This is a genomic window from Sphingomonas rustica (assembly GCF_039652585.1).
Classification (GTDB): Bacteria; Pseudomonadota; Alphaproteobacteria; order Sphingomonadales; family Sphingomonadaceae; genus Sphingomonas; species Sphingomonas rustica.
Map to the genome: position 1 here is coordinate 99,086 of NZ_JBDIZK010000005.1, position 23,746 is coordinate 122,831.

Sequence of the window (23,746 nt, forward strand, 5' to 3'; positions counted from 1 at the left end):
GGATGATCCGGGCCATCCTCGTTCCGATCGGCCTCCTCCCGGCGGCGGGTGCCGCACTCCTCCTTCAGGGGAGTGCGGCGCCCGCCTCGGGATCCGGCGCGATCCTGTGCGGTACGCGGGTCGAACTGCCGGCGGACGTGCGCGTGACGAAGGCGTCGCCAGTCGCGCCGGGCGATGGGGTACCGGGCACCCGCAACTACCGACCTACCCGCGGCTTTTGTCGGGTCGAAGGGACGATCGAGCGCGAGATCGGCTTCGAACTATGGCTGCCGCTGCCCGAGGCGTGGAACCGACGCTTCCTCGGCGCAGGCGTCGGCGGCCAGGCGGGAAGCTTCGCGATGCCCGACCTCGCCCGCGGCGTGGAGCGCGGCTATGCTGCGGCAAGCACCGACACGGGGCACAAGGCATCGGACGAGACCTGGCTGCTCGGTCGCCCGGATCGCGCCGCCAACTATGCCGAACGCGCCAACCATCTGCTTGCCGTGAAGGCGAAGGCGATGACTGCCGCCTATTTCGGGCTGGCGCCGCGCAAGGCGATCTTCATCGGCTGTTCCGGCGGCGGGCGCCAGGCGATGACCGAGCTGCAGCGCTATCCGGAAGATTATGACGGCATCCTCGCGGGCGCTCCGGGCGTGAACACGCCTGCCATGAGCGCGCGGCGCCTGTGGGAGATGATCCAGCATGATCGCGACAAGGGTCTGCTCGACATCGCCGGGTGGAAACGGATCGCGGACGCAGCGATCGCCCGGTGCGATCCCCGCGACGGCATCGCGGACGGCCTGATCGAGGACCCGCGCCGCTGCGATTTCCGCCCTGCCCAGCTTGCCTGTACGCCCGGCACGTCGCAGGCCGGGTGCCTGACGCCCCGACAGGTCGACTTAGCCGAGCGCATTTATGCGCCGCTGAAGGACGAACATGGCCGGCAGATCGATTCCGGCATCCTGCCCGGCACGCCCATATCCCCGGTCGCCGTGCCCGAACCCTTCACCCCCGGCCCCAAATATCTGGCGACCGTGCTGTTCGGCCAAGGGATCTACCGCGACGCCAATTGGGACGTTCGCAGGTTCAGCATCGCCCGCGACCTGCCCGCGATCGACACGGTCATGAACCTCCATGCCGACGATCCCCGCATCGATCGCTTCGTCCGCCGCGGCGGCAAGCTGATCCTGTACCATGGCTGGGCCGACCCGCTGGTCGCGCCCGTGCCGACGATCGATTATTACCGCGCGCTGGGAAAGCGCTTCGGCGAGACGCGGACGCGAGGTTTCGCGCGCCTGTTCCTGATGCCCGGCATGGACCATTGCCGCGGCGGCGGGGTGCCGGACCGGTTCGGCGGCGCGGGTGGGCTCGACGGCGAAGGCCTGTCGCGCGACGCCGGCGACGATCTGCTGACCGCGCTGGAGCACTGGCTCGACGGCGGCGCTGCCCCCGCACAGGTGCAGACCGTGGAAATCAAGGACGGCACGCCCGGTCGTTCGCGCCCGGCATGCGCCTATCCCGCCCGAGTGCGCCATGTCGGCGGTCCGATCGGACATGCCACATCCTATGTCTGCCAAGCCGGAGAGCGAAGATGATCGCACGCATGCTTCTGTCCGGAGCCGCCCTGTTGCTCGGCTCGGCATCCTCACCCCCGGCGCAGGCGCCCGAGGGAATTTGCGAGGGGATATCCGCACTCGCGATTCCGGATGTCGCCATCGACTCCGCCACCCCGACCGCCGCCGGCGATGCGTGGGCGCAGGGGATGCCGGCAGGCCGCGGCCAGCCCGCCTCGACCACCCGCCCCTTTTGTCGCGTACGCGGCCGGATCGAGAAGACCATCGCGTTCGAGCTGTGGCTTCCGGCAAAGGGAGAGTGGAACGGCAAGTTCCTCGGTGCCGGCGTGGGCGGCGCGGCGGGAACGTTCAATTTCCAGGACCTGCCGCGCGGCGTGAGCCGCGGCTATGCGGCGGCCACGACCGATACCGGCCACAAGATGACCGACCCGGCCTGGATGCTCGATGCGCAGGCGCGCGAGAACTACACCCACCGCGCCAACCATCTTCTGGCGGAAAAGGCCAAGGCCATCGTCGCCGGCCATTATGGTTCGGCGCCGCGCTACAGCTATTTCATCGGCTGCTCGGGCGGCGGGCGGCAGGGGCTGAAGGAGCTTCAGCGTTTTCCCGCCGACTATGACGGCATCGTCACCGGCGCCAATGGTCCGAAGACGCCGGAAATGACCGTCCGGCGCATGTGGGAACTGCTGGAGCGCGACCGTCGTCCGGACCTGATGTCCCAGGCAGACTGGAAGCTGATCGCCGACAAGGGCACCGAGGCGTGCGACGCGCGCGACGGCGTTCGCGACGGACTGGTCGAGGATCCCCGCGCCTGCAATTTCAAGGTCGCCTCGCTCCAGTGCCGCCCCGGCCAGACCGGCGGCTGCCTCAGCGCGGACCAGGTCCGCTTCGCCGAACGCTTCTACGCGCCCCTGCGCGATTCGACCGGCCGGGCGCTGGACAAGGGGATATTGCCCGGCGTGCTGGTCGACAGCGGGCGGTCGCAGCTGGCGATCGGAACCTTCGGCCAGGCGATCCGCGGCCTGCGCGACTGGAACGGCGCCGATTTCGATGCCGCCCGCGATCTGGCCGCGATCGATCGCGTGATGCCGCAACTGCGCGCCGACGACCCCGACATTTCCGCATTCAGGAATCGCGGGGGCAAGCTCATCCAATATACCGGCTGGCTGGATGGTGCCGTCGCCGCGCGCATGGTCATCGACTATCACGAGGCGCTGACCAGGCGGATGGGCGGGCCGTCCGCGACCGACCGGTTTGCACGCCTGTACATGCTGCCGGGCGTCCATCACTGTGCCGGCGGACCGGGGGCCGACCAGATCGGGGGATCGGGACGCGATGCGCCGATCGCCGACGCCCGTCACGATTTGCTGACCGCGCTGGAACAATGGGTCGAACAGGGGCGCGCACCGGACTGGATGATCGCGTCCAGGGTCGAGAGCGGCACGATCACCCGCACCCGCCTGATCTGTCCCTATCCCCAGCAGGCGCGATATCGCGGCGGCAATCCAGCCAGCGCGACGTCCTTCCGATGCGCCGCCCCAGGCGCGCGTCGATGATCCGCCTGCTGATGGCCGCGTCGCTGCTGACGCTCGCTGCCGCCGCCCCGCCCGGTCCCGACACCGTTCGCCGAGCGCCGGAGCCCGACGCCGCATCGCAGATCTGGCTCGACCCCGCCCTGCCCGGCACGCCGGGTGCCGAAGCGCTCGCCAGCGCGGGCTATGTCCGCGAGGAGTGGTTCCAGAGCGGGACCGCCGACGTCCATGGCTATGACCCGGCCGGCAAGGTCGGCACCGAACGCAGCGGGGTTCCATACACCACCCGCCTGATCGTCATTCGCCCGCGCGATCCCGGGCGGTTCAGCGGGACGGTCCAGCTCAACCCGGCGCATCCGGTACTGGGCAATCTCAACTGGGGCGCCCTGTCCGACTATGCCCTGCGCCGCGGCGACGCCTTTGTCGGGGTGATGATCGGGGCCGACGATAACACGCGGCGGGCCCCGGCCGGCCGGGCGCCGATCATGGCGACCGAGATCCTCGCCTGGTTCAATCCCGGCCGCTATGCCGCGATCGACTGGCCGAAGGACGAGGACGGCATCCGCTGGGACGTGTTCGCCGACACCGCGCGCCTGATCCGGTCGACGGCCGGGCCGCTGGCGGGCCTGAAGGTCGCCCGGGTCCATGCTTCGGGCTGGTCCTTCACCGGAAGCTTTCTGCGGACCTATATCAACTCGGGTTTCCACGCGAAGTACCGGCTGCCCGACGGGCGACCGCTGATCGACGGCTATCTGATCGGCATCTCGTCGTTCAGCTTCCGCTCGGGCTATGTGCCGATCAATTCGCACACGCCCAATCTGCCGGAAAGCGATCCGCGCCGGCCCAATGTCGCGATCGACGTCCCGGTGATCGAACTGCAGAGCGAGAATGAGGCGATCACCAATCGCGAGCCGCAGACCGCCGACAAGGACGGCGCTCCCGGTGCGCACCGGCTCTACGAAGTGCCGGGACTGACGCACGGATCGGGCCGCCGGCGCGACCCGGTTTCGGAACGGCAGATCGCGATGCGGATGGGCATGCCGGCCGAAGCCCGCATCGACACCTGCCCCTACCCCCAGACCGATATCGACATGGCCGCCTTCGCCGCCGCGGCGCACGCCAATCTCGACGCCTGGTCGCGTCGCAAGGTCGCACCGCCCCGCGCGCCCCGGCTGCAGCATGTCGAAGGCAAGCCGCAACGCGACGCGAACGGCAACACGATCGGCGGCATCCGCCCTGCCCAGCTTGATGTCCCGCTCGCCCGCTACGGCGCCGCGCCCGAGGCAAGCGGATGCGACCAGCCGCGCGGGGGGATCGGCAGCCCGTCGATTCCGATGCAGCGCGTCCCGCTGTCCAGCGATCGGCTCGCGACGCTCTATCCCGGCGGCAAGGCCGACTATCTCCGTCGCTTCGATGCGGCGATCGACGCGCTGGTCGCCGGGCGCTGGCTGCTCGCCCCCCACGCAACCGCCCAGAAAGCCGAAGCCCGCAAATTTGCCGAGGAAGCCTTCAGATGATCCGTACGCTCGTCGCCAGCCTGTTGATCGCCGCGGCGCCGACCGCCCTGCATGCGCAGGAGGCGCCCGGCTTCGGCCGCTACGCGCCGGCGCTGAAATATGGCGATACGGTCGTCACCTCGGAATATCTGACGATGCGCGACGGGGTTCGCATCGCGGTCAGCGTCACCCGCCCGGCGATCGGCAACAAGCCGGCCGAGGGTCGCTTCCCCGTGATCTGGACCGGCTCGCTCGACATTGGCGGACCCAATGGCGACGGCGGACCGATCAGCGTTCGCGGCGGCCGCTTCGGCATGGGGACGATCGTGGGCCATGGCTATGTCGTCGTCACCGCCGCCCGGCGCGGATCGGGCGCGTCGTTCGGAACACGGCGCGGCTATCAGGACCGCAACGAGGCCTATGACGCCTATGAGATCACCGAATGGGCCGCGCGCCAGCCCTGGGCGACCGGCAAGGTCGGCATGTTCGGCTGCTCGAACACGGGCGAGGCGGTGCTGCATTCGATGACGGTCCTGCCCCCCAGCCTGACCGCGGTCTTCTCAGGCTGCTTCTCGTGGAACAAGTTCGACGGCTTCACCCGTGGCGGGATCATCGCCAACTGGGGCACCGGTCCGACCCGCACGGTGGCGGAGGACATGAAGTCCACGCCGGTGGACGGCGATACCGGCCGCACGCTGCTCCGCCAGGCGGCGGAGGAACATCAGGGATCGACCAACCTGTTCGACCTGATGGTCTCGATGCCCTATCGCGACACCACGTCCCCCCTGACCTACAGCCGCTTCTGGGGCGAGGGATCGGCGAGCAGCTATGCCGCGCAACTGCGCACCTCGCGCGTGGCCACCTATATCCTGGGCGGCTGGTACGACGATTTCCGCGGCCAGGGCCTGATCGCCCACGCGAACCTGCCCAACCGCCCCAGGATCATCATCGGTCCCTGGACGCATTGCGCCACCACCGGCTTCGAGGAGGGTGTGGCGGCCGAGGCACTGCGCTTCTTCGACCAGCATCTGAAGGGGATCGACACCGGCATCCTTGCCGACGCCCCGGTCCATTATTTCACCGTGAACGCACCGGCGGGCAGCGGCTGGCGTTCGGCCTCGACCTTCCCGCTGCCGGGCACCGACATGCGCAGCTTCCACCTGGGAAGCGGTGGTGTGCTGACGACCCGGCCGGGCAAGGCGGCGCAGACTGCGTTTCCCGTCACGCGCGAGGGCAAATGCCCCGGCGCGTCCGGCGCCAGCGCGCAACCCTGCCATATCCGGGGTCTGGGTGCGTCCTGGAGCATGCCGGTCGCGGCCGATACCGAGATCACCGGCCACCCGATGGCGGACCTGTGGATCGTGTCGGACGCCCCCGACGAGCATCTCTTCGCCTATCTGGAGGATGTCGCGCCCGACGGGAAGGTCACGGTCGTGACCGAGGGCCGGCTGAAGGCGAGCATCCGCAAGGCGTCTGCCGCGCCTTGGCAGATGTCGGGGCTCCCTTGGCATCGCGGCTTCCGCGAGGACTCCGAACCGCTGACGGCCGGCGAGCCCGCGCGGTTGCAGTTCGCGATGCTCCCCGCCTCCTATGTGTTCCGCAAGGGGCACCGGCTGCAGGTCACCGTCACCGGCTGGGACTGGCGGGAGCGCAAGGCACCGGCAACCGCATCGACGATCCGGATCGTCAATGACGCCCGCCACCGGTCGATCGTGCAGCTGCCTTTCGCCCCTGCCGTCTATACCGTCGCCTATGCTCAGCGATGAAAGACGTCGTACATCCGGTCGAGCGCCCCGTCGAAGATCGGCCGCTCGTCGGGGCTGAGCTGGGCGAGCACTTCGGCCTCGACCGTCTCCATGATGACGAACAGCTGGTCGAGGAACGTCCTTCCGTCCGGCAGGATCGTCAGCGCGTGGCGGCGGCGATCGACCTTCGATCGTTCGCGCTGCGCCCATCCGCGCCGTTCGAGTTCGTCGACGATCTGCACCGTGATCGACTTGTCGAGCCCGACCGCGCTCGACAGCTCCTGCTGCGAAAGTCCCGGATTCGCGTCGATCAGCGCCAGAGACGAAAACAGGCCGGCGCGGAGGCCGAAATGCGCGGTGGCGGCCATGAAATCGGCCGACAGCTGGTTCTGGACGCGACGCATGCGGAAGCCGACATAGTCGCCCAGCCGGCCAAGCTGCACGCGGCGGTCGCCCCCGATATCGCTGTCCTTTACGCGCCCCTGGCTCACCCTGCTGCCTCGCTTGCACCCTATTAGGGTGAAATATAGATGGTTGAATTAATCTACGATTTGGATATCTAACGTCATTAGACTGCCCGCTCCAAGGGCTGTCAATCGGGAGGGGTCAGGCCTTGGCTAACCCAGTGGAAGAGAACGACCTGCCGCATGGCGAAGAACCGCCCGCCGCGTCCCCATCGGGATTCGCCGGCAAGGTCATATTCTATGTCGGTTCCGCCGGACTGCTGCTCGCAACCGCCGCGGATTCGATCGCGGTGCTCGGGCGGCACACCGGTTTCGCATTGCTCGGCTCGATCGAGATCGTCCAGGCGGCGATCGTCTTCATCGCCGCATCCTCGATGGTCAGCGTGACCCTGGTGCGCGGCCACGCGGCGGTTCACATCCTCACCGACCGGCTCGGGGCCGAGCGTCGCGAACGCCTGTCGCGCGTGGCGATGATCCTCGGGACGGTCGCGCTGCTGCTGCTCGCGACCGGATCGATCATGCTCCTGCTGGACGTGTGGGACGGCCATGAGCGCTCCGAACTGCTGCACATTCCGCTTCGCTGGTTCCGGCTGCTGATGATCGTCGCGCTGGTCTCCGTCGCCGGACTGTTCGCCCGCGACGCAATCGCGCGGAGGCGTCATGACGCCTGAACTCATCGGCTTTGCCGGCATCCTCGGCCTGCTGATCCTGCTGACGATCGGCGTTCCGATCGGCGTCAGCCTGGCCCTGACCGGCGTGCTCGGCCTGATGGTCATGCTGTCGCCCGAGGCTGCCCTCGCCAAGGCCGGCGTCGTCGTGTTCGAGGTCGCGAACAAATATGAACTCGGCGTGCTGCCGCTGTTCCTGCTGATGGCGCATCTGTGCTTCGCGGCGGGGGCCAGCCGCGATTTCTTCGACGTGGCGGCGCGCTTCATCGGCCACCGGCGCGGCGGCCTTGCCCTCGCCTCGATCGCGGGATGCGCCGGCTTCGGCTCGATCAGCGGGTCGAGCCTCGCGACGGTCGCGACGGTGGGATCCGCGGCGCTGCCGGAGATGCGCCGCGCCGGCTATCATCCCGGATTTGCCGCGGGCGCGCTCGCCGCGGGCGGCACGCTGGGCGCGCTGATCCCGCCATCGGGCGCGCTGATCGTGTTCGGGATCATCGCCGAACAGTCGATCGGCAAGCTGTTCACGGCGGCGATCATTCCGGGCTTCAGCCAGGCATTGTTCTACATGGCGGCGATCGCGATCCTGTGCGCCTTCCGTCCGGAACTCGGCCCCAGGTCGCCCCGGGTGGGCTGGGCCGACCGGCTGCGCGGCATCGTCGGCATCATCGACATCATCATCCTGGTCGTGTTCGTCATCGGCGGACTGATGATCGGCTGGTTTACCCCGACCGAGGCCGCGTCGGTCGGCGTGCTCTCCGCATTCGTGCTGTGCGCCATTCGGGGCGCGTTCAACCGCGAGGCGATCGGGTCGGCCTTCGCCAAGACGCTGTCGACGACCGGCATGATCTACCTGATCATCATCGGCGCGATCCTGTTCGCCACCTTCATCAGCGTCACCGGCATCGCCGACCTGATGTCGAACACGGTGCGCGAGATGGACACCAGCCCGATCGTGGCGATCATCGTCATGGCGCTGCTGCTGCTGGTGCTGGGGTCGTTTCTCGACGGGCTGGCGCTGATGCTGCTCACGACGCCGATCTTCCTGCCGATCGCGATCGAGCTTGGCTACAGCCCGATCTGGTTCGGCATCTTCCTGGTGCGGACGATGGAGATCGGGTTCGTCCACCCGCCGCTGGGCCTGAACGTCTATGTCATCCAGGCGATCGGCAAGGACATTCCGCTGGGATCGATCTTCCGCGGCATCGTGCCGTTCCTGATCGCCGACTTCTTCCATCTGGCCCTGCTGATCGCCGTTCCGGCGCTCACCCTGTGGCTTCCCAGCGTGACGGGGGGCTGACGATGCGCCTGTTCATCATGATGATCGCCGCGCTCGCGCTGGCCGGGTGCAAGGCGACGCCCCAGCCGACCAACGAGCATGTGCTGACCTATGCCAGCCCCTACCCCCCGACGCATCCGTTCGGTCTTGCCGACCAGGAATGGATGAAGTGGGTCGAGGCGCGCAGCGGCGGCCGGATCGGCTTCAAGACCTATTGGTCGGGCGCATTGCTCTCGTCCGACATGAGCATCGAGGAAATCCGCCACGGCGTTGCCGATATCGGGCTGATCACGCCGATCTACTCCAAGGGCGGCGCCCATCTGCTGCGCGGCCAGTCGGGTTTCTATGGCGGCGTGCGAACGATCGAGGATCAGGTCTCGGTCTATGACTGCCTCGCCGCGCGCTTTCCCGGCTTTGGCGAGGAAATGGAGGGTCTCCACGTGCTTGCCGTGCAGGGCGGCAATTTCCCCGGCGTCCTGACGCGCGATCGCCCGATCCGCAGCCTTGCCGACTTCAAGGGCCTCAGGCTGCGCGCCCAGAGCGATGCCGTCGACATCCTGCGCCAGCTGGGCGCCGATCCGGTGAACATGCCGATGGGCGAGGTCTATTCGGCGCTTGCCAAGGGCGTGATCGACGGCGTGGTCGCGCCGGCGGACACGATCCGCAGCCTCCACTTCGCCGAGGTCGCGAAGCATTTCACGACCATCCGCTTCAGTCGCGGGGCCTATCCGGCACGGGCCATGTCCGATCGCGCCTGGCGGCGGCTGCCGCCCGAGTTGCAGCGCGTGCTCGAGGAAGGCCGCAAGGTGTGGGAAGCCGCACTGGCCCGCCAGCTGCTGAAGGCGGAAGCGGCCGGGATCGACTATGGCAAGGCGAACGGCATCAGCTTCAGCGCGATCCCGGCGCATGAACAGCGCGGGTTCGACGCGCTCTATAATCGCGATGCACTCGGCCAGGCGCAGCGGCTGGGCCAAGTCGGCATCGATGCGGTCCCGATCTTTCACGAAGCACAAAGGCTGATCGCCGGCGGCGCCATCCGCTGCAACGGACAGGAGAAGCACTGATGGGCCTGCCGCTCGAAGGGGTGAAGGTTGCGGACTTTTCGTGGGTCGGCGCCGGCCCCCGCGCCACCAAGGACCTGGCCGATATGGGCGCCACGGTGATCAAGATCGAATCGCGCAAGCGGCTCGATCTCGGGCGCCTCAGCCCGCCCTTTGCCGGCGGTGGGCGCGATCCCGACGCGTCGGTCTTCTTCGCGATCACCAACACCAGCAAGATGGGCGTCACCATCAACCTGGGCGATCCGCGCGGGATCGAGGTGGCGAAGAAGCTCGTCGCCTGGGCCGATCTCGTGGTCGAGAATTTCAGCCATGGCTATATGGACCGGGTCGGCCTGGGTTTCGACACGCTCAAGGCGATCAAGCCCGACATCATCCAGGTGAGCGTCAGCGTCGCCGGACGCGAGGGGCCGCTGGGGCCAATGCGCGGCTATGGCAATTCGGCCGCCGCGCTGTCGGGGCTCGCCGCCCAGTCGGGCTGGCCCGACCGCCCGCCGCACATGCCGCCCTTCGCCTATGGCGACGTGGTCGCGCCGATGTTCGCGACCGTCGCGATGCTGGCGGCGCTCGAGCATCGCCGCCGCACGGGCGAGGGACAGCATATCGACATCAGCCAGGTCGAGCCGCTGGTCCATGTGTCGGCCGATCGCTTCGCCGCAGCGCAGGCGGGCGATACCGCCAAGCCGGGCAATCGCTCGGCACGCTATGCACCGCATGGCGCCTATCCGGCGCGCGGGGTCGATCAATGGGTGGCGATCGCCGTCCGCAGCGACGCCGAATGGGCGCAGCTGGCCGAGGCCGCCGCGATCGACGATTCCCGCTTCGCGACGCTGGACGGACGCAAGGCGAACGAGGACGCGCTGGACGCCGCGCTGGCGGAATGGACGCGCGTGCAGGACAAGCATGTGCTGGCCGACCGGCTTGCCGGGATCGGCATCGCGTCGGAGGCGGTGAATGACGGTCGTGACGTCTTCACCGATCCCGAACTGATCGAGCGCGGTCACTATCGTGCCATCGACCATGACAAGCTCGGCAGATGCGACATGCCGGCACCGCCCCTGCGCTTTTCCGACAGCGAGGTCCGCGTCGGGCCTCCGCCCAATCTGGGCGAGCATAATCACGCGATCTTCGTCGATCTGCTCGGCCTGAGCGAGGCCGAGATGCACGACCTGGTCGAGAGCGGAGCCCTGGCATGACCGGCATGTTGTCGCACCTCGTCATCGTCGACCTGACCGTTGGCCTTGGCGAGATCGCCGGGCGGATGCTCGCCGAACTCGGCGCGCGCGTCGTGCGGGCCGATCCGGGCAGCCATGTCGCATGGACTCATGGCAAGGAGACCGGCGACGGCGAGGCGCTGCTCGCCTCGGCGGACATCGTGTTCCGCAATCCCGGCCGCGACCATGACGCGCTCGCGACTGCCAATCCGGCGGTGATCGACGTGGTGATCGCGCCGTTCCTGCCCGGCGGCGACAAGGATGACCGCCCGGCCAGCGACCTCACCCTGATGGCACGTTCCGGCCTGATGACGATCCTGGGCGATCCCGATCGCGCGCCCATGACCATGCCGGGCGAACAGGCCTATGCACTGGCCGGCATCCAGGGCGTGATCGGGGCGCTGACAGCGCTCCACGCCCGCGCGGCGAGCGGTCGCGGCCAGTTGGTCGAGGTGTCCGCCTATCAGTCGGCGGTGCTGGCCAATTACCGCGAGCCGCTGACCTGGGCCTGGATCGGGCGCGTCGGCAACCGCACCGGCAACCTGCTGGTGCGCGGCAAGTCCGGCGTGCGCCAGGTCTGGCCGTGCAAGGACGGCTGGGTCACCTGGGCGCTGGTCGACAACCCGCCGATGATGCGCGGAATGGTGAAGGCGATGGGCGATGCCGCCGGCGCGCTGGTCGAGATCGACTGGGGGTCGATCCTGGTCGCCGATGTCCCGCGAGAGACGCTCGCCGAGTGGGAGGCGGTCGTCGAGGCCTTCTTCCTGCGCCACACCCGCGCCGAACTGGGGGCGATGTCGGCTGCCGGCGGTCTCGGCCTTTCCTGGATCGACACGCCCGAAGATGCGCTCGCCAGCGACCATCTCGCCGCCCGCGGCCTGTGGCGCGACGTGGACGGCGTGAAGCTTCCCGGCAGGCTTTGGGTGTCGTCGCTGGAGGGCGGGGCATGACCGCGCTTTCCGGCCTGAAGGTGGTCGACTTCTCGAAATTCCTGCCCGGTCCCTATTGCACCTGGCTGCTGGCGGACCTCGGCGCCGACGTGATTCGGATCGAGAATCCGCGCGAACTCGCCAAGCAGCGCAAGGTGTTCGGTTGGGACAAGCTGTCCGACGAAGAGAATGCCCGGCTGCGTGCGCACGACGTCTTCGCCCGCGGCAAGCGCAGCGTGCTGATCGATCCCGGCTCCGACGACGGTCGTGCGGCGATCCACCGGCTGATCGCCGACGCCGATATCCTGGTGGAGGATTATCGCCCGGGGGTGATGGCTGCCATGGGCTATGGCTGGCCGGACATGGCGGCACTAAATCCGCGGCTCGTCTATTGCTCGGTGACCCTGTGCGGCCAGACCGGTCCCTATGCCAGCAAGCCGGGCCACGATCCCGTCGCGCTCGCCGTCGCCGGTGCACTGTCCCGAATGGGCGAGGATCCGGACCGGCCCGCCTTTCCCGGCGTGCCCGTCGCCGACCTGCTCAGCGGGTCGAACGCGGTGATCGGCATCCTGGCGGCGATCATCGCGCGCACCGCCACCGGCAATGGCCAGCGGGTCGATATCGCGATGTCGGACAGTTCGCTCGCGCTGGTGGCCAATGTGCTGTCGCGCAACCCGGATCTGTCGCGGGTGCCGCCCAAGGGCATGCACCGCGCGGACAGCGGCATCTGGCGGTGCGCCGACGGCCTCCATCTGGTCACCACCGACATGGAGCCGCGCTACTGGCGCATCTTCGTCGAGGCGATCGGCCTTCCCGATTTTGCCGACATGCAGATGGAGCGCGCCGCCTGGCCGGAAATGAAGGCGCGCATCGCCGAAGTGATGGCGACCCACAACCGTGCCGAGTGGCTCGATCTCCTGGACGCGGCCGGCACGCAGTTCGCGCCGATCCTGACAATCGCCGAGGCGCTGGACGATCCGCACAACCATGCGCGTGCCATGGTCGTCGATCTGCCGGTGTCCGGCGGGGCGAGCGTCCGCCAGATCGGCTGTCCGATCCATCTGTCGGACACGCCGCCCGCCACCCCTCACGTCGCCGGCCCCGCCGGCGCCGATACGCGCCGGGTGCTTGCCGCCCTTGGCTATGATGATGCGCAGATCGATGCGCTTGAAGGAAGATTGCCGTGACCGAACTTACCCGCGACCGTCCCCTCGAAGGGCTGCGCGTCATCGACCTCACCCGCGCGCTGGCCGGTCCCTATGCCACGCTGCTGCTCGCCGGGCTGGGCGCCGAAATCATCAAGGTGGAAGACCCCAGGGGCGGGGATCTCGCGCGCGAGAACAGCCCCTATGTCGGCCGCGACGGAATCACCGTCGAGCGCAAGCATTCGGACGATGTCTCGATCTCGCACCTCACCCGCGCGCGCGGCAAGCGCGGCGTCTCGCTCGACCTCAAGCGTGCCGAGGCGCGCGAGATATTCCTCGATCTCGTCCGGTCCGCGGACATCGTGGTCGAGAATTTCACCGCGGGCACCGCCGATCGCCTTGGCGTCGGCTATGCCGCGTCGCAGGCTGTGAACTCGCGCATCATCTATTGCTCGCTCAGCGGCTTCGGCGCGACCGCGCCCGAGGGTGGCAAGGCGATGGACATCATCATCCAGGCTTTGTCGGGCGCGATGTATGCCAGCGGCGGACCGGACGAACCGCCGGTGCGGATCGGCATCCCGATCGCCGACATGCTCGCCCCGGTCTTCTCGGTCATCGGCATCCTGTCCGCGCTCGAACAGCGTCATCGTACCGGCACCGGCCAGCATATCGACGTCTCCATGCTCGGCGCGCTCACCAGCTTCGTCGCGATCGAGAACTGGTCGGCGATGGCGGCGGCGGGCATGCAGGCGCGGACCGGGCTGACCGTGCAGCGGCTGTCGCCCTTCGGCGTGTTCGAATGCGCCGACGGCTATGTCGCGCTCGTTGCCGTGCACGAAAAGCTTGCCGAGGGCCTGTTCCGGGCAATGGGCAATCCCGATCTCGCCCGCGATCCGCGCTTCGCCAACCGCGACAGCCGCGTCGCCAATGCGGTCGCGCTGGAGGCGACGATCAACGCCTGGTCGCGCCGGCATCCGACCGCCCATGTCGTGGCCGCGCTGGAGGCCGAGGGCGTCCCGGCGGCGCTCGTCCGCCATCCCGAGGATGCCTTGCGCGACACGCGGGTCGTCGACCGCCGCGAAGCGGTCCCCGTCTCGCATCCCGCCTATGACTCGGACATCGACCTGCGTACCGCCGGCATCCCGATCGTCTTCTCGGGCGCCGATACCGGCTTCGACGATGTCATGCCGATCCGGGTCGGCGAGCATAACGATCAGGTGCTGGGCGAGACGCTGGGCTATTCCGCCGACCGTATCGCCGAACTTCGCGCCCAGGGCGTGATCTGATGACCGACGCGTCGGCACGCCTGCTGATCGCGGCATGCGACGATCCCGGATCGGTCGCGGACCGACTGCGCGGCGAGGGACGGCGCGTCGTTCGCGTGCTGGGTCAGGACGCTCCCTACGCCCTGCTTCGGGCCGCCGGCCTGTCGCCGGTGCGGATGGTGCCGCGCCCCGGTCCGACGCCCGATGCAGATGCGCTGGCCGGGGATGGCACGCTCTCCCATCGCGGGCGATCGCTGCTGCAGCAGATCGTCGCCGACGACAGCGGCGACCCGATCCTCTTCACCCATGCCGACAGCGAATTGCCGCAGTTGTTCGCAACGGTTCGCGAGTTGCTGCGGACCGCGGACATCCCGCCGCGCCCCATCCATTTCCTCGACCTGCTGCACCTGCCGCGCGCGTCCAGCCGCACCTATAATCTCGGCCGGATCGCGGCGCTGGGCGATTGGCTGGAGGAGATCGGCGGTTCGCCGTTCGACCCGGACCGCCTTCGCCAGCGAGCGGAAGAGGAACGCGGACGCGCGGCGATGCTGTCGGGCGTTGGCGGTCACCTGCGCATCGCCGCGATCGCGGCGGCGCATGCGCTCGACCCGGGGTCGTGGCACGCGGCGCTCGGCGGGCTGGCTACCATGTGCGCGGGCGATCCGGCGTTCGTGCTGGGATCGCCGCACTTCTCCACCGCCCGGACGCGCGAGCTCGAGGCATCGGGGCTTCTCGCCGTCGGCGACGATCAGGACTGGGGCGATCCACTCGTCGCCGCATGGACCGCCAGCCCGGTTGCGATCGAAGACCTCGCGGACCCGGCGCGCCTCGTCCCGCGCATGCTGGTTCCGGCGCCCGACCGGCTGGACCATGTCATCCGGCGCATGGACGAACTCGGCGTGCGCCGGGCGGCCATCGTTGAATCCGCCGGTGACGAGGCTGCCGCCTGGGATGCCGGATATCTTGAGCGCGAACTCGTCGCGCGCGGCTTCGCCGTCGACCGTATCGGTTCGGCGCCACCACCGGCCGAAAACCCGGCGTCGCGCCCCGCCCAGCCGGGCGGCCGGCGCAGCCGCAAGTCGCTCGCCTCGATCGGCAATTTCGGGACCTTCCAGCGCGACTGGTTCAAGGGCCTGCGCGATCAGGTCGCCTCCGGCGCACCGCTGGCCCTCGTCAACGCCAACTCGCCGCAGGAGATTCTCCGCGCGATGGGCGTGCCGTTCGTCGTGAACCAATGGTGGGCATCGATCGTCGCCGCCAAGCAGCAATCGCCGCGCTATTTCGACCTGCTGCGCGACCATGGCTATCCCGCCGATGCCGAGGCCTATAGCGCGCAGGGCATTGCCGCCGCTTTCGACACCGACGCGGACCAGGCGCCTTGGGGCGGCCTGCCCCGCCCCGCCTTCGTCCAGGCGGTGCTGGGGACCGACGCCACGCCGCGCATCTTCGAACATTGGGCGCGCGAGACCGGCGCCGACCTGTTCCTGTTCGAACGCAGCATCGAGACCCGGCTCGATTTCCCGATCGACTGGTGGGACAGCCTCCAGCGGCGGTGGGACGAGGTGATCGAACCGCACCGGATCGACCTGCTGGTCGCCGAGCTGGAGGCGCTGATCGCGCGGATCGAGGCAGCGACCGATCGCCGCTTCGACGCCGGGCGCTTCGACGAGATCATGGCGCTGGTGAACGAGCAGCAGGATTATTATCGCAGGACCCGCGACCTGATCGCCGGTGCCCATCCGGCTCCGGTCTCGGTTGCCGACACCATGCCGGCGACGATGGTCCCGCAATGGCATCGCGGCACCGTCTGGGCACGCGATGCCGCCCGCGATTTCTACCACGAGGTCCGCGCGAGGCACGAGGCCGGCGAAGCCGCCTGCCCCGGCGAGAAACTGCGCCTGATGTGGGTCGGCCGCGGCATGTGGAGCGACATGGGCTTCTACCAGCGCTGGGAGGAAAGCCATGGCGCGGTCTTCGTCTGGTCGATGTATCTCGGACTCGCCGCCGACGGCTATATCCGCAGCATCGACGACGGGCGCGATCCGATGCGGGCGCTGGCCGCGCGCTTCGTCACCATGGGCGACGAATTGCGCATGCCGACCTGGGCAGGCGCCTGGCATGTCCGCGAGGCCGAACGGCATGCCGTCGACGGCGCGGTCGCCCTGACGGATGCCGATCCGTTCGTCCTGCGTGCGCTGCGCCGGGCGGGCATTCCCGTCCTTTCGCTCGATCTCGACAACTACAACCGCGAGTCTAGCGACGCCGACGGGATCGACCGCCAGATCGCCTCCTTCCTCGAGGGGCCCGTCGCCGAATTCGCCGCCCGGCGCTGACCGGGGCGATCGAAGGGGGGCTTGTCACGTCGGCGGCCAGCCCCCAATCGGGGCGCGCAGTGGAGGAAATGATGAAGCGTCGCCTGGGATCATCCGTCGTCAACCCGATCGGCCTGGGCTGCATGTCGCTCAGCCATGCCTATGGCGAGCCGCCCAGCCCTGCCGACGGCGCGAGACTGCTGAACGCTGCGCTCGACCTGGGGTATGACCATCTCGACACCGCCGCCCTCTACGGCTTCGGCACAAATGAACGCCTGATCGGCGAGGCGATCGCGCACCGCCGTGCCGACTATTTCCTCGCATCGAAATGCGGCATGACTGGCGTCGACGGAACCCGAGTGATCGACGGGCGTCCGGAGACGCTGCGCCGAACGATCGAGGAAAGTCTCACCCGGCTGAAGACCGACCGGATCGACCTCTATTATCTCCACCGCTGGGACCGGTCGGTGCCGATCGAGGACTCGGTCGGCGAACTCGGCCGAATGGTCGATGCCGGCAAGATCCTCGCCATCGGCCTCAGCGAGGTGTCGGCCGCGACGCTGCGCCGCGCGCGTGCGGTGCATCCGATCGCGGCCGTTCAGAACGAATATTCGCTCTGGTCGCGCAATGTCGAGCTGGGGGTGCTGGAGGCCACGCGCGAACTCGGCGCGACGCTGGTCGCCTTCTCGCCCGTCGCCCGCGGCTTTCTGGCCGGCGGCGTCGCCTCGCCCGGCGCGCTGGTCGAGCGCGACATCCGCCGCGGCATGCCGCGATTCCAGCCGGGCAATTTCGAACGCAACCTGGCGCTCCTCCAGATCCTGCGCGACCAGGCCGATGCCCTGCACCTGACGCCCGCCCAGCTTTGCCTGCGCTGGCTGCTGACCCGCGGCGAGCACATCGTCACGATCCCCGGCACCACCTCACGCGCGCATCTGGAAGAAAATCTGGGCGTCACCGACGCAGCCCTCCCGCCCGAATGCGAGGCGGCGCTGGAGACCGCCTTCGCCCCGTCGCGCATCTCCGGCCCGCGCTACCCCGCGGCCACCCAGGCCGAGATCGATACCGAGGAATTCGGCGAGGCGGATTGATCGGCACGCGCCAACCTGCGAAAGGCGCGCTGGGCAAAAGGATAGATCATGTTCCGCGCAATGTACGACTGGGTCCTGCGCATGGCGCACCACCGCCACGCGCTGCGCACCCTGGCGGTTGTCTCCTTCGCCGAGAGCAGCTTCTTTCCGATCCCGCCCGATGCGATGCTGGTGCCGATGGTGCTCGCGCGCCGGGACAAGGCCTATACCATCGCCGCGGTCTGCACGGTTGCGTCGATCCTCGGTGCCATGCTCGGCTATGCGATCGGCTATTTCCTGTGGGACAGCGTGGGGCAGTGGCTCGTCCAGCTCTACCATATGGAGGACAAGATGGTCGCACTGCGTGGCGGCTATGAGCAATATGGCGCGGCGATCATCCTGCTGAAGGGGCTGACGCCGATCCCGTTCAAGCTCGTCACCCTGGCCAGCGGCTTCTTCGCCTACAACTTCCCGCTGTTCGTGATCCTGGCGACCATCACCCGCGCCGGCCGCTTCTTCCTGATCGCCGCGCTGCTGAAGCGGTTCGGCGAGCCGGTCCAGGCATTTATCGAGAAGCGCCTGAGCCTGATCGCCTGGCTTTTCCTGATCGCGCTGGTCGGCGGATTCGCGCTGCTCGCCTATCTGTGATTCGGTGCCCGGGGCGCAGGCGCTTGCGCTCTGTGGCAACAATCGCTAGATGCGACACCCATCCGACAGCGCGGTAGGGTTTGCACCGGTTCCAAGGAAGGACCGGGCAGCGGACCCATGCCTCGAAGTCGGGCCTATTCTTTCGTGAGTTGAGACAGATGGCGAAGACCAGTCCCGTCGAATTCTTCAATCAGGTGAAGGCCGAAACCCGGAAGGTCACGTGGCCCACGCGCCGCGAGACGATCATGACCGGCGTGATGGTCATCATCATGACGACGATCCTCGGGATCTTCTTCGTCGGCGTCGACACCTTCTTCGACGCGATCGTCAACTATCTTCTCCGCCTGGCTCAGTAAGGGACCTTCATGGCGCGCTGGTACATCATTCACGCTTATTCGGGTTTCGAGGGCAAGGTTCGCGACCAGATCCTGTCCGACGCGACCCGCCTCGGCCTCGACCGCCTGGTCGAAGCCGTCGAGGTCCCGGTCGAGACCGTTACCGAGGTTCGCCGCGGCAAGAAGGTCCAGTCCGAGCGCAAGTTCTTCCCGGGCTATGTCCTTGCCAAGCTCGAGATGAACGACGACGTCTATCACCTGGTGAAGAACACGCCGAAGGTGACCGGCTTCCTCGGCTCGTCGGGCAAGCCGCAGCCGATCAGCGAGGCCGAGGCCTCGCGCATCCTCAACACCAAGGAGGAAGCCGCCGCCGCGCCGAAGACCAAGGTCAAGGTCGATTACGACATCGGCGACACGGTCAAGGTCACCTCGGGCAACTTCGCGACCTTCTCGGGCGTCGTCGAGGAACTCGACTATGACAAGAGCCGCGTGAAGGTGTCGATCTCGATCTTTGGCCGCGCCACGCCGCTGGAGCTGGGCTTCGAGGACGTCGAGCGCATCAAGTAAGCGTCGCGGACATCGCTGGAAACACGAAAGGCCGGGGCGAACGCTCCGGCCTTTTCCGTTGGCGAACCCATCGGCCCGGGCATGCGGATGGTTGCATCCCACCCCATCCTCGGCTATGGGCCCGCCCTTCCAAAGCATCAGCGATGGAATCTTGCGGGAGGCCGGCCTTCGGGGCGGCCGCTATCACCGCTCGACTTGATCACGGCGCGGCGGCTCGCCCACCGCGCCTGGAAAGAGAGTGACATGGCAAAGAAGATTACCGGCTATATCAAGCTGCAGGTGCCCGCGGGCGCCGCAAACCCCTCGCCCCCGATCGGCCCTGCCCTGGGTCAGCGCGGCGTGAACATCATGGAATTCTGCAAGGCGTTCAACGCCGCCACGCAGGAAATCGAGAAGACCACGCCGATCCCGACGGTCATCACCGTCTATGCGGATCGCAGCTTCTCGTTCGAGACCAAGACGCCGCCGGCATCGTACCTGATCAAGAAGGCAGCGAACCTCAAGTCGGGCTCGAAGGAGCCGGGCAAGGTTTCCGCGGGCAAGATCGCCCGTTCGAAGCTGACCGAGATCGCCCAGGTCAAGATGAAGGACCTGAACGCGAACGATCTCGAAGCCGCTACCAAGATCATCGAAGGCTCGGCCCGCGCAATGGGCCTCCAGGTTGTGGAGGGTTAAGACCATGGCGAAGCAGACCAAGAAGCAGAAGACCTGGACCGTCGACAGCGAGAAGCTGCACGGCATCGACGAGGCGATCTCGATCGTCCGCGCCAACGCGACCTCGAAGTTCGACGAGACCATCGAAGTCGCGCTGAACCTGGGCGTCGATCCGCGCCACGCAGACCAGATGGTCCGCGGCGTCGTGACGCTGCCCAAGGGCACCGGCAAGACCGTCCGCGTCGGCGTGTTCGCCAAGGGCGCGAAGGCGGACGAGGCTCGCGAAGCCGGTGCTGACGTCGTCGGCGCAGAGGACCTGCTCGAGATCGTCCAGGGCGGCAAGATCGACTTCGATCGCTGCATCGCGACCCCGGACATGATGGGCCTGGTCGGCCGCCTCGGCAAGGTGCTGGGCCCCAAGGGCCTGATGCCGAACCCGAAGCTGGGCACCGTGACCATGAACGTCGCCGAGGCCGTCAAGGCAGCCAAGGGCGGTCAGGTCGAGTACCGCGTCGAAAAGGCCGGCATCATCCACTCCGGCATCGGCAAGGCGTCGTTCCCGGCAGAGGACCTGCGCGCGAACTTCGACGCGCTGGTCGATGCGATCGTCAAGGCGAAGCCGTCGGGCGCCAAGGGCAAGTACCTGCGCAAGGTCGCCCTGTCGTCGTCGATGGGCCCGGGCGTGAAGGTCGACGTCGCGGAAGTCACCGCCGTCTGAACCTTTCGCCTTTGCGAAATGACAGGAAGGGCCGGGAGCGATCCCGGCCCTTTTGTTTTGCGCCAAAGGCCCTCCCACCCCCTGCGTCACCCCGGCTGGAATGCCGGGGTCCACCCTTCCTCCATCCCGGAGCCGTTGGCGCACGAGCCAGGCACCCCGGGCGGTGGGTTCAGAACCTCGTGTCGCCGACGCCGGCTGCCGCGATCCTCGCTGGGCTGCCCGCGCGCTGATCCTCGCGCAAAAACTTGACTCTTCCGCCAATCCCGCTATGGGCGCCCTTCCTCCTTCGGGAGGAAACCGTCCGAGACAGTGGGTGACCGGGATTTGCCGGTCTTAATTTCCCGCCAAGACGGGGACAGATTTTTACCGGCAGCTTCCCGCTTGCGGAAGGCTCCGGGTCAGCCAGGGAAATCTCTGGCCGCATGATCGTGCCCCTCGGACCATTGTAACCGGATCCCCCCGGGGATCCATAACGAGGAAACCGGCATGGATCGTTCCCAGAAGACCGACACCGTTGCCGAGCTGAACCGCACCTTCAACGAGGTCGGCGTGGTGGTCATCACCCGCAACCTCGGGATGACCGTCAAGCAGTCGACGGACCTCCGCAACAAGATGCGCGACGCCGGTGCGAACTATAAGGTCGCGAAGAACCGTCTTGCCAAGATCGCGCTCGACGGCACCGATTATACGGGTCTTGCAGACCTGTTGACCGGTCCGACCGCGCTCGCCACTTCCGTCGATCCCGTGGCTGCGGCCAAGGTGATCGTCGACTTCGCCAAGACGAACGACAAGCTCGAGATCGTCGGCGGAGCAATGGGCGGCACGGTACTCGACGTGGAAGGCGTGAAGGCGCTTGCCTCGCTGCCCTCGCTTGATGAACTGCGTGGCAAGATCGTCGGCCTGCTTCAGGCACCGGCGAGCAAGCTTGCAGCAATCACTCAGGCACCGGCGGCGCAGCTGGCTCGCGTGCTCAAGGCCTACAGCGAGAAGGAAGCCGCGTAACTCACGCGGCACTTTGCGACCGATTTCCCTACATCCTATTGATTTGAATGGAGTTTACCATGGCTGACCTGAACGCGATTGTTGACCAGCTGTCCGAGCTGACCGTCCTCGAAGCCGCTGAGCTGTCGAAGCTGCTCGAAGAGAAGTGGGGCGTCACCGCCGCTGCTCCCGTCGCAGCAGTAACTCCGGGCGGCCCGGCCGCACCGGCAGAAGAAGAGAAGACCGAGTTCGACGTGATCCTCACCGGCGACGGTGGCAAGAAGATCAACGTCATCAAGGAAGTCCGCGCCATCACCGGCCTGGGCCTGACCGAAGCCAAGACGCTGGTCGAGTCGGCTCCGAAGCCGGTCAAGGAAGGCATCAACAAGGACGAGGCCGAGAAGATCAAGAAGCAGCTCGAAGACGCCGGCGCGACCGTCGAGGTCAAGTAATCGCCCAGGCGATTGTCCCGGCTCCGGCCGGGATCCAGCGAGCTGCCACTCGGCAGATCACAGGAAGAGGCGGTCCGGCAACGGGCCGCCTTTTTCTTTGGGAGGTTGCGCTGCGCTTCTTCTCCCCTCCCGCTTGCGGGAGGGAGATGCACGGTCGGTCAAGCCCCCGGCTTGACCTGGACAGCCCGGGGGGCTGTCCACCTGCATCTGGGAGGGCCTGTCACAATGAGCGGCGCTATGAGCGGACACGCCCTCCCCTAGCCCCTCCCGCAAGCGGGAGGGGAACCGAAGAACCTATTACTCAGGCCGCCGCCACCGGAAGCTTCGGCACATAACGGCTGGTCGCCAGCACCCCCTCGAACTGCCGGTCCAGCCAGATCGGGCCCAGCTTTCCGCCTGCGGCCTCGGTCCCGACCATATAGTCCGCGCCATGCTGTCGCACGCTGAGGCCGGCATTCCAGCGCAGGTCGACGATGACGATCGGCACGAACATCGGCCGGCCGCCCAGCTGGACGACGTTGATCCGGTCGCTGGGCAGCATGATCTGGCCGTTCAGGCGGCGGGGCTCGCCGCGTGGCAGATCGAACGGCCCCTGCGCCGCACCGACCGGCGGGCGGGCATGATAGGCGGCGATCTGCGTGTCCTGGTCGGCGCTGGCGCTGATCATCGCGATCGCGGCGCGCGCGCCCTGGGCACCCTCGGGCGCGTTCAGCAGCAGCTGGAAATCGATGATCACGCCCTCGCGGCCCAGTTCCAGCCGCTCGACGACGAGCTGGCTCTGGATCGGCTCCGGCGCGACTTGGGGAAGGGCCGGTTGCGGGCGCGGCGCCGGCTGACGCGGCGGGGCCATTTGCGGAGCGCGGGGCGGCAAGGTGACGGTGCCGGGGGGTGGCGACGGCCGCGGTGCCGCGGGGACGGGCTGGTCCGCCGGAGGCGCCGGGGTCGGGACGGGACGCGGGGCCGGTGCGGGAGCAGGATCCGGGCGGGGCTGCGGCGCGGGAGCGGGAACCGGCGCCTCATCGAGCATATCCCCGTCCTGAGCGCGGCCGCGACGGCCGAGCAGCCAGCCCCCTGCCCCGACCGCGGTCAGGCCGACACCGCCCAGCAGCACCCACAACCAAGGAAAGCCGCCCTGTTCAGCAGCCGGCGCTGCAACAGCTGCGGTCGGCACTGCCGCAGGCGTGGCAGCAGCCGTCGGCACAGGAGCTTCGATCGCCGGGGTCGGTGTCGCGACCGGCGCCGGCGTGGCCGCCGCTGCAGGCTCGGGTGCCGTCCGCGCCGCAGCGGGCGTTGCGGTCGCGCGCGGGGTCGGGGTGGCGGTGGCCCGCGGCGTCGGGGTCGCACGCGCTGCCGGGCTCGGACTTGCCCGCACCACGGGCGGTGCCACGGTCGGGGTCGGCGCCGCCGTCGGCTGCGCGCCCGAGGGTCTCAGGTTGAAATTGTCCGCGCCTGGGAGGGTCACCACCGGCGGCCGGCTCGGCGCAGGCGTCGGCGCGGGCGCAGGCGGATCCTGCTGCGCCGATACAGGCGATGCCAGCAGCATCGCCGAAACGCTCGCCAGCCCGATGATGCGATATTTCCCTGCGCTCACATGCCCTGCCCTAGGCAGCCGAACCTGAACCTCGGCTGCAAATCTGTCATCGTTCATCGCGCACCCCTTGCCACTC

Annotated in this window: 22 protein-coding genes; 20 read left to right on the top strand and 2 right to left on the bottom strand. The window is 68.1% G+C overall.

Annotated elements, in window-relative coordinates; genetic code table 11:
• Window positions 1-2 precede the first annotated feature (2 nt).
• Genes TPR58_RS09810 through TPR58_RS09825 form a run of 4 tightly spaced genes read left to right on the top strand, consistent with a single transcriptional unit; the run spans window position 3 to window position 6,347 of the window.
• Window positions 3-1,574: a tannase/feruloyl esterase family alpha/beta hydrolase gene (locus TPR58_RS09810; protein WP_346246465.1), complete on the top strand. Its 1,572-nt coding sequence runs from the start codon at window positions 3-5 to the stop codon at window positions 1,572-1,574.
• On the top strand, window positions 1,571-3,109 hold the full coding sequence (locus tag TPR58_RS09815; protein ID WP_346246466.1) for a tannase/feruloyl esterase family alpha/beta hydrolase: 1,539 nt from the start codon (window positions 1,571-1,573) through the stop codon (window positions 3,107-3,109). The genes TPR58_RS09810 and TPR58_RS09815 overlap by 4 nt, the downstream gene beginning before the upstream one ends.
• Window positions 3,106-4,602, top strand: coding sequence for an alpha/beta hydrolase domain-containing protein (locus tag TPR58_RS09820; RefSeq protein WP_346246467.1), 1,497 nt, complete (start codon window positions 3,106-3,108; stop codon window positions 4,600-4,602). The genes TPR58_RS09815 and TPR58_RS09820 overlap by 4 nt, the downstream gene beginning before the upstream one ends.
• Window positions 4,599-6,347 carry a CocE/NonD family hydrolase gene (locus tag TPR58_RS09825; protein ID WP_346246468.1) on the top strand — a complete coding sequence of 583 codons (1,749 nt, stop codon included), beginning with the start codon at window positions 4,599-4,601 and terminating at the stop codon, window positions 6,345-6,347. Before TPR58_RS09820 ends, TPR58_RS09825 begins: the two co-directional genes overlap by 4 nt.
• Here TPR58_RS09825 and TPR58_RS09830 read toward each other — a convergent pair.
• A complete protein-coding gene (locus TPR58_RS09830; protein ID WP_346246469.1) occupies window positions 6,338-6,817 on the bottom strand; it encodes a MarR family winged helix-turn-helix transcriptional regulator in 480 nt (159 codons plus the stop codon). The two genes, TPR58_RS09825 and TPR58_RS09830, sit on opposite strands and share 10 nt — an antisense overlap.
• A 122-nt stretch (window positions 6,818-6,939) precedes the next feature.
• Between TPR58_RS09830 and TPR58_RS09835 the strand changes: the two genes are divergently transcribed.
• The 16 genes from TPR58_RS09835 (at window position 6,940) to rplL (ending at window position 22,079) form a co-directional block, all read left to right on the top strand.
• Window positions 6,940-7,461: a TRAP transporter small permease gene (locus TPR58_RS09835; RefSeq protein WP_346246470.1), complete on the top strand. Its 522-nt coding sequence runs from the start codon at window positions 6,940-6,942 to the stop codon at window positions 7,459-7,461.
• Entirely contained in the window at window positions 7,451-8,755 is a 1,305-nt protein-coding gene (locus TPR58_RS09840) for a TRAP transporter large permease (RefSeq protein WP_346246471.1), read from the top strand. The genes TPR58_RS09835 and TPR58_RS09840 overlap by 11 nt, the downstream gene beginning before the upstream one ends.
• A gap of 2 nt (window positions 8,756-8,757) precedes the next feature.
• Window positions 8,758-9,798: a TRAP transporter substrate-binding protein DctP gene (gene dctP, locus TPR58_RS09845; protein ID WP_346246472.1), complete on the top strand. Its 1,041-nt coding sequence runs from the start codon at window positions 8,758-8,760 to the stop codon at window positions 9,796-9,798.
• Window positions 9,798-10,988, top strand: a complete 1,191-nt coding sequence (locus TPR58_RS09850; RefSeq protein WP_346246473.1) for a CaiB/BaiF CoA transferase family protein — start codon at window positions 9,798-9,800, stop codon at window positions 10,986-10,988. Before dctP ends, TPR58_RS09850 begins: the two co-directional genes overlap by 1 nt.
• On the top strand, window positions 10,985-11,956 hold the full coding sequence (locus TPR58_RS09855; protein ID WP_346246474.1) for a CoA transferase: 972 nt from the start codon (window positions 10,985-10,987) through the stop codon (window positions 11,954-11,956). Before TPR58_RS09850 ends, TPR58_RS09855 begins: the two co-directional genes overlap by 4 nt.
• Window positions 11,953-13,122 carry a CaiB/BaiF CoA transferase family protein gene (locus tag TPR58_RS09860; RefSeq protein ID WP_346246476.1) on the top strand — a complete coding sequence of 390 codons (1,170 nt, stop codon included), beginning with the start codon at window positions 11,953-11,955 and terminating at the stop codon, window positions 13,120-13,122. Before TPR58_RS09855 ends, TPR58_RS09860 begins: the two co-directional genes overlap by 4 nt.
• Window positions 13,119-14,366 (top strand): CaiB/BaiF CoA transferase family protein, encoded by a 1,248-nt coding sequence (locus TPR58_RS09865; RefSeq protein ID WP_346246477.1) that lies wholly within the window; start codon window positions 13,119-13,121, stop codon window positions 14,364-14,366. Before TPR58_RS09860 ends, TPR58_RS09865 begins: the two co-directional genes overlap by 4 nt.
• Complete coding sequence (locus TPR58_RS09870; RefSeq protein WP_346246478.1) at window positions 14,366-16,678, top strand: 2-hydroxyacyl-CoA dehydratase; 2,313 nt, start codon at window positions 14,366-14,368, stop codon at window positions 16,676-16,678. Before TPR58_RS09865 ends, TPR58_RS09870 begins: the two co-directional genes overlap by 1 nt.
• 68 nt (window positions 16,679-16,746) lie before the next feature.
• Window positions 16,747-17,745: an aldo/keto reductase gene (locus TPR58_RS09875; RefSeq protein ID WP_346246479.1), complete on the top strand. Its 999-nt coding sequence runs from the start codon at window positions 16,747-16,749 to the stop codon at window positions 17,743-17,745.
• A gap of 48 nt (window positions 17,746-17,793) precedes the next feature.
• Window positions 17,794-18,372: a YqaA family protein gene (locus TPR58_RS09880; protein ID WP_346246480.1), complete on the top strand. Its 579-nt coding sequence runs from the start codon at window positions 17,794-17,796 to the stop codon at window positions 18,370-18,372.
• A 158-nt stretch (window positions 18,373-18,530) separates the two neighbouring features.
• The gene (gene secE, locus TPR58_RS09885) at window positions 18,531-18,728 is read left to right on the top strand and encodes a preprotein translocase subunit SecE (RefSeq protein WP_346246481.1); all 198 of its coding nucleotides are present in this window, start codon (window positions 18,531-18,533) and stop codon (window positions 18,726-18,728) included.
• 9 nt (window positions 18,729-18,737) lie between these two features.
• Complete coding sequence (gene nusG / locus TPR58_RS09890; RefSeq protein WP_346246482.1) at window positions 18,738-19,274, top strand: transcription termination/antitermination protein NusG; 537 nt, start codon at window positions 18,738-18,740, stop codon at window positions 19,272-19,274.
• A 243-nt stretch (window positions 19,275-19,517) separates the two neighbouring features.
• Window positions 19,518-19,949, top strand: a complete 432-nt coding sequence (rplK, locus tag TPR58_RS09895; protein ID WP_346246483.1) for a 50S ribosomal protein L11 — start codon at window positions 19,518-19,520, stop codon at window positions 19,947-19,949.
• A gap of 4 nt (window positions 19,950-19,953) precedes the next feature.
• Window positions 19,954-20,646: a 50S ribosomal protein L1 gene (gene rplA / locus TPR58_RS09900; RefSeq protein WP_346246484.1), complete on the top strand. Its 693-nt coding sequence runs from the start codon at window positions 19,954-19,956 to the stop codon at window positions 20,644-20,646.
• Window positions 20,647-21,132: 486 nt separating this feature from the next.
• The gene (gene rplJ, locus TPR58_RS09905; RefSeq protein ID WP_346246485.1) at window positions 21,133-21,648 is read left to right on the top strand and encodes a 50S ribosomal protein L10; all 516 of its coding nucleotides are present in this window, start codon (window positions 21,133-21,135) and stop codon (window positions 21,646-21,648) included.
• Window positions 21,649-21,707: 59 nt separating this feature from the next.
• Window positions 21,708-22,079 (top strand): 50S ribosomal protein L7/L12, encoded by a 372-nt coding sequence (gene rplL, locus TPR58_RS09910; protein ID WP_346246486.1) that lies wholly within the window; start codon window positions 21,708-21,710, stop codon window positions 22,077-22,079.
• A 301-nt stretch (window positions 22,080-22,380) separates the two neighbouring features.
• On the opposite strand, the gene TPR58_RS09915 is transcribed toward rplL, so the two are convergent.
• Entirely contained in the window at window positions 22,381-23,727 is a 1,347-nt protein-coding gene (locus TPR58_RS09915; protein ID WP_346246487.1) for a hypothetical protein, read from the bottom strand.
• Window positions 23,728-23,746 lie beyond the last annotated feature (19 nt).

Coding starts and splice junctions, on each gene's coding strand:
- TPR58_RS09810 (WP_346246465.1), top strand. CDS start 3: ATGATCCGGGCCATCCTCGTTCCGATCGGCCTCCTCCCGGCGGCGGGT.
- TPR58_RS09815 (WP_346246466.1), top strand. CDS start 1,571: ATGATCGCACGCATGCTTCTGTCCGGAGCCGCCCTGTTGCTCGGCTCG.
- TPR58_RS09820 (WP_346246467.1), top strand. CDS start 3,106: ATGATCCGCCTGCTGATGGCCGCGTCGCTGCTGACGCTCGCTGCCGCC.
- TPR58_RS09825 (WP_346246468.1), top strand. CDS start 4,599: ATGATCCGTACGCTCGTCGCCAGCCTGTTGATCGCCGCGGCGCCGACC.
- TPR58_RS09840 (WP_346246471.1), top strand. CDS start 7,451: ATGACGCCTGAACTCATCGGCTTTGCCGGCATCCTCGGCCTGCTGATC.
- dctP (WP_346246472.1), top strand. CDS start 8,758: ATGCGCCTGTTCATCATGATGATCGCCGCGCTCGCGCTGGCCGGGTGC.
- TPR58_RS09850 (WP_346246473.1), top strand. CDS start 9,798: ATGGGCCTGCCGCTCGAAGGGGTGAAGGTTGCGGACTTTTCGTGGGTC.
- TPR58_RS09855 (WP_346246474.1), top strand. CDS start 10,985: ATGACCGGCATGTTGTCGCACCTCGTCATCGTCGACCTGACCGTTGGC.
- TPR58_RS09860 (WP_346246476.1), top strand. CDS start 11,953: ATGACCGCGCTTTCCGGCCTGAAGGTGGTCGACTTCTCGAAATTCCTG.
- TPR58_RS09870 (WP_346246478.1), top strand. CDS start 14,366: ATGACCGACGCGTCGGCACGCCTGCTGATCGCGGCATGCGACGATCCC.
- TPR58_RS09875 (WP_346246479.1), top strand. CDS start 16,747: ATGATGAAGCGTCGCCTGGGATCATCCGTCGTCAACCCGATCGGCCTG.
- TPR58_RS09880 (WP_346246480.1), top strand. CDS start 17,794: ATGTTCCGCGCAATGTACGACTGGGTCCTGCGCATGGCGCACCACCGC.
- secE (WP_346246481.1), top strand. CDS start 18,531: ATGGCGAAGACCAGTCCCGTCGAATTCTTCAATCAGGTGAAGGCCGAA.
- nusG (WP_346246482.1), top strand. CDS start 18,738: ATGGCGCGCTGGTACATCATTCACGCTTATTCGGGTTTCGAGGGCAAG.
- rplK (WP_346246483.1), top strand. CDS start 19,518: ATGGCAAAGAAGATTACCGGCTATATCAAGCTGCAGGTGCCCGCGGGC.
- rplA (WP_346246484.1), top strand. CDS start 19,954: ATGGCGAAGCAGACCAAGAAGCAGAAGACCTGGACCGTCGACAGCGAG.
- rplJ (WP_346246485.1), top strand. CDS start 21,133: ATGGATCGTTCCCAGAAGACCGACACCGTTGCCGAGCTGAACCGCACC.
- rplL (WP_346246486.1), top strand. CDS start 21,708: ATGGCTGACCTGAACGCGATTGTTGACCAGCTGTCCGAGCTGACCGTC.
- TPR58_RS09915 (WP_346246487.1), bottom strand. CDS start 23,727: ATGAACGATGACAGATTTGCAGCCGAGGTTCAGGTTCGGCTGCCTAGG.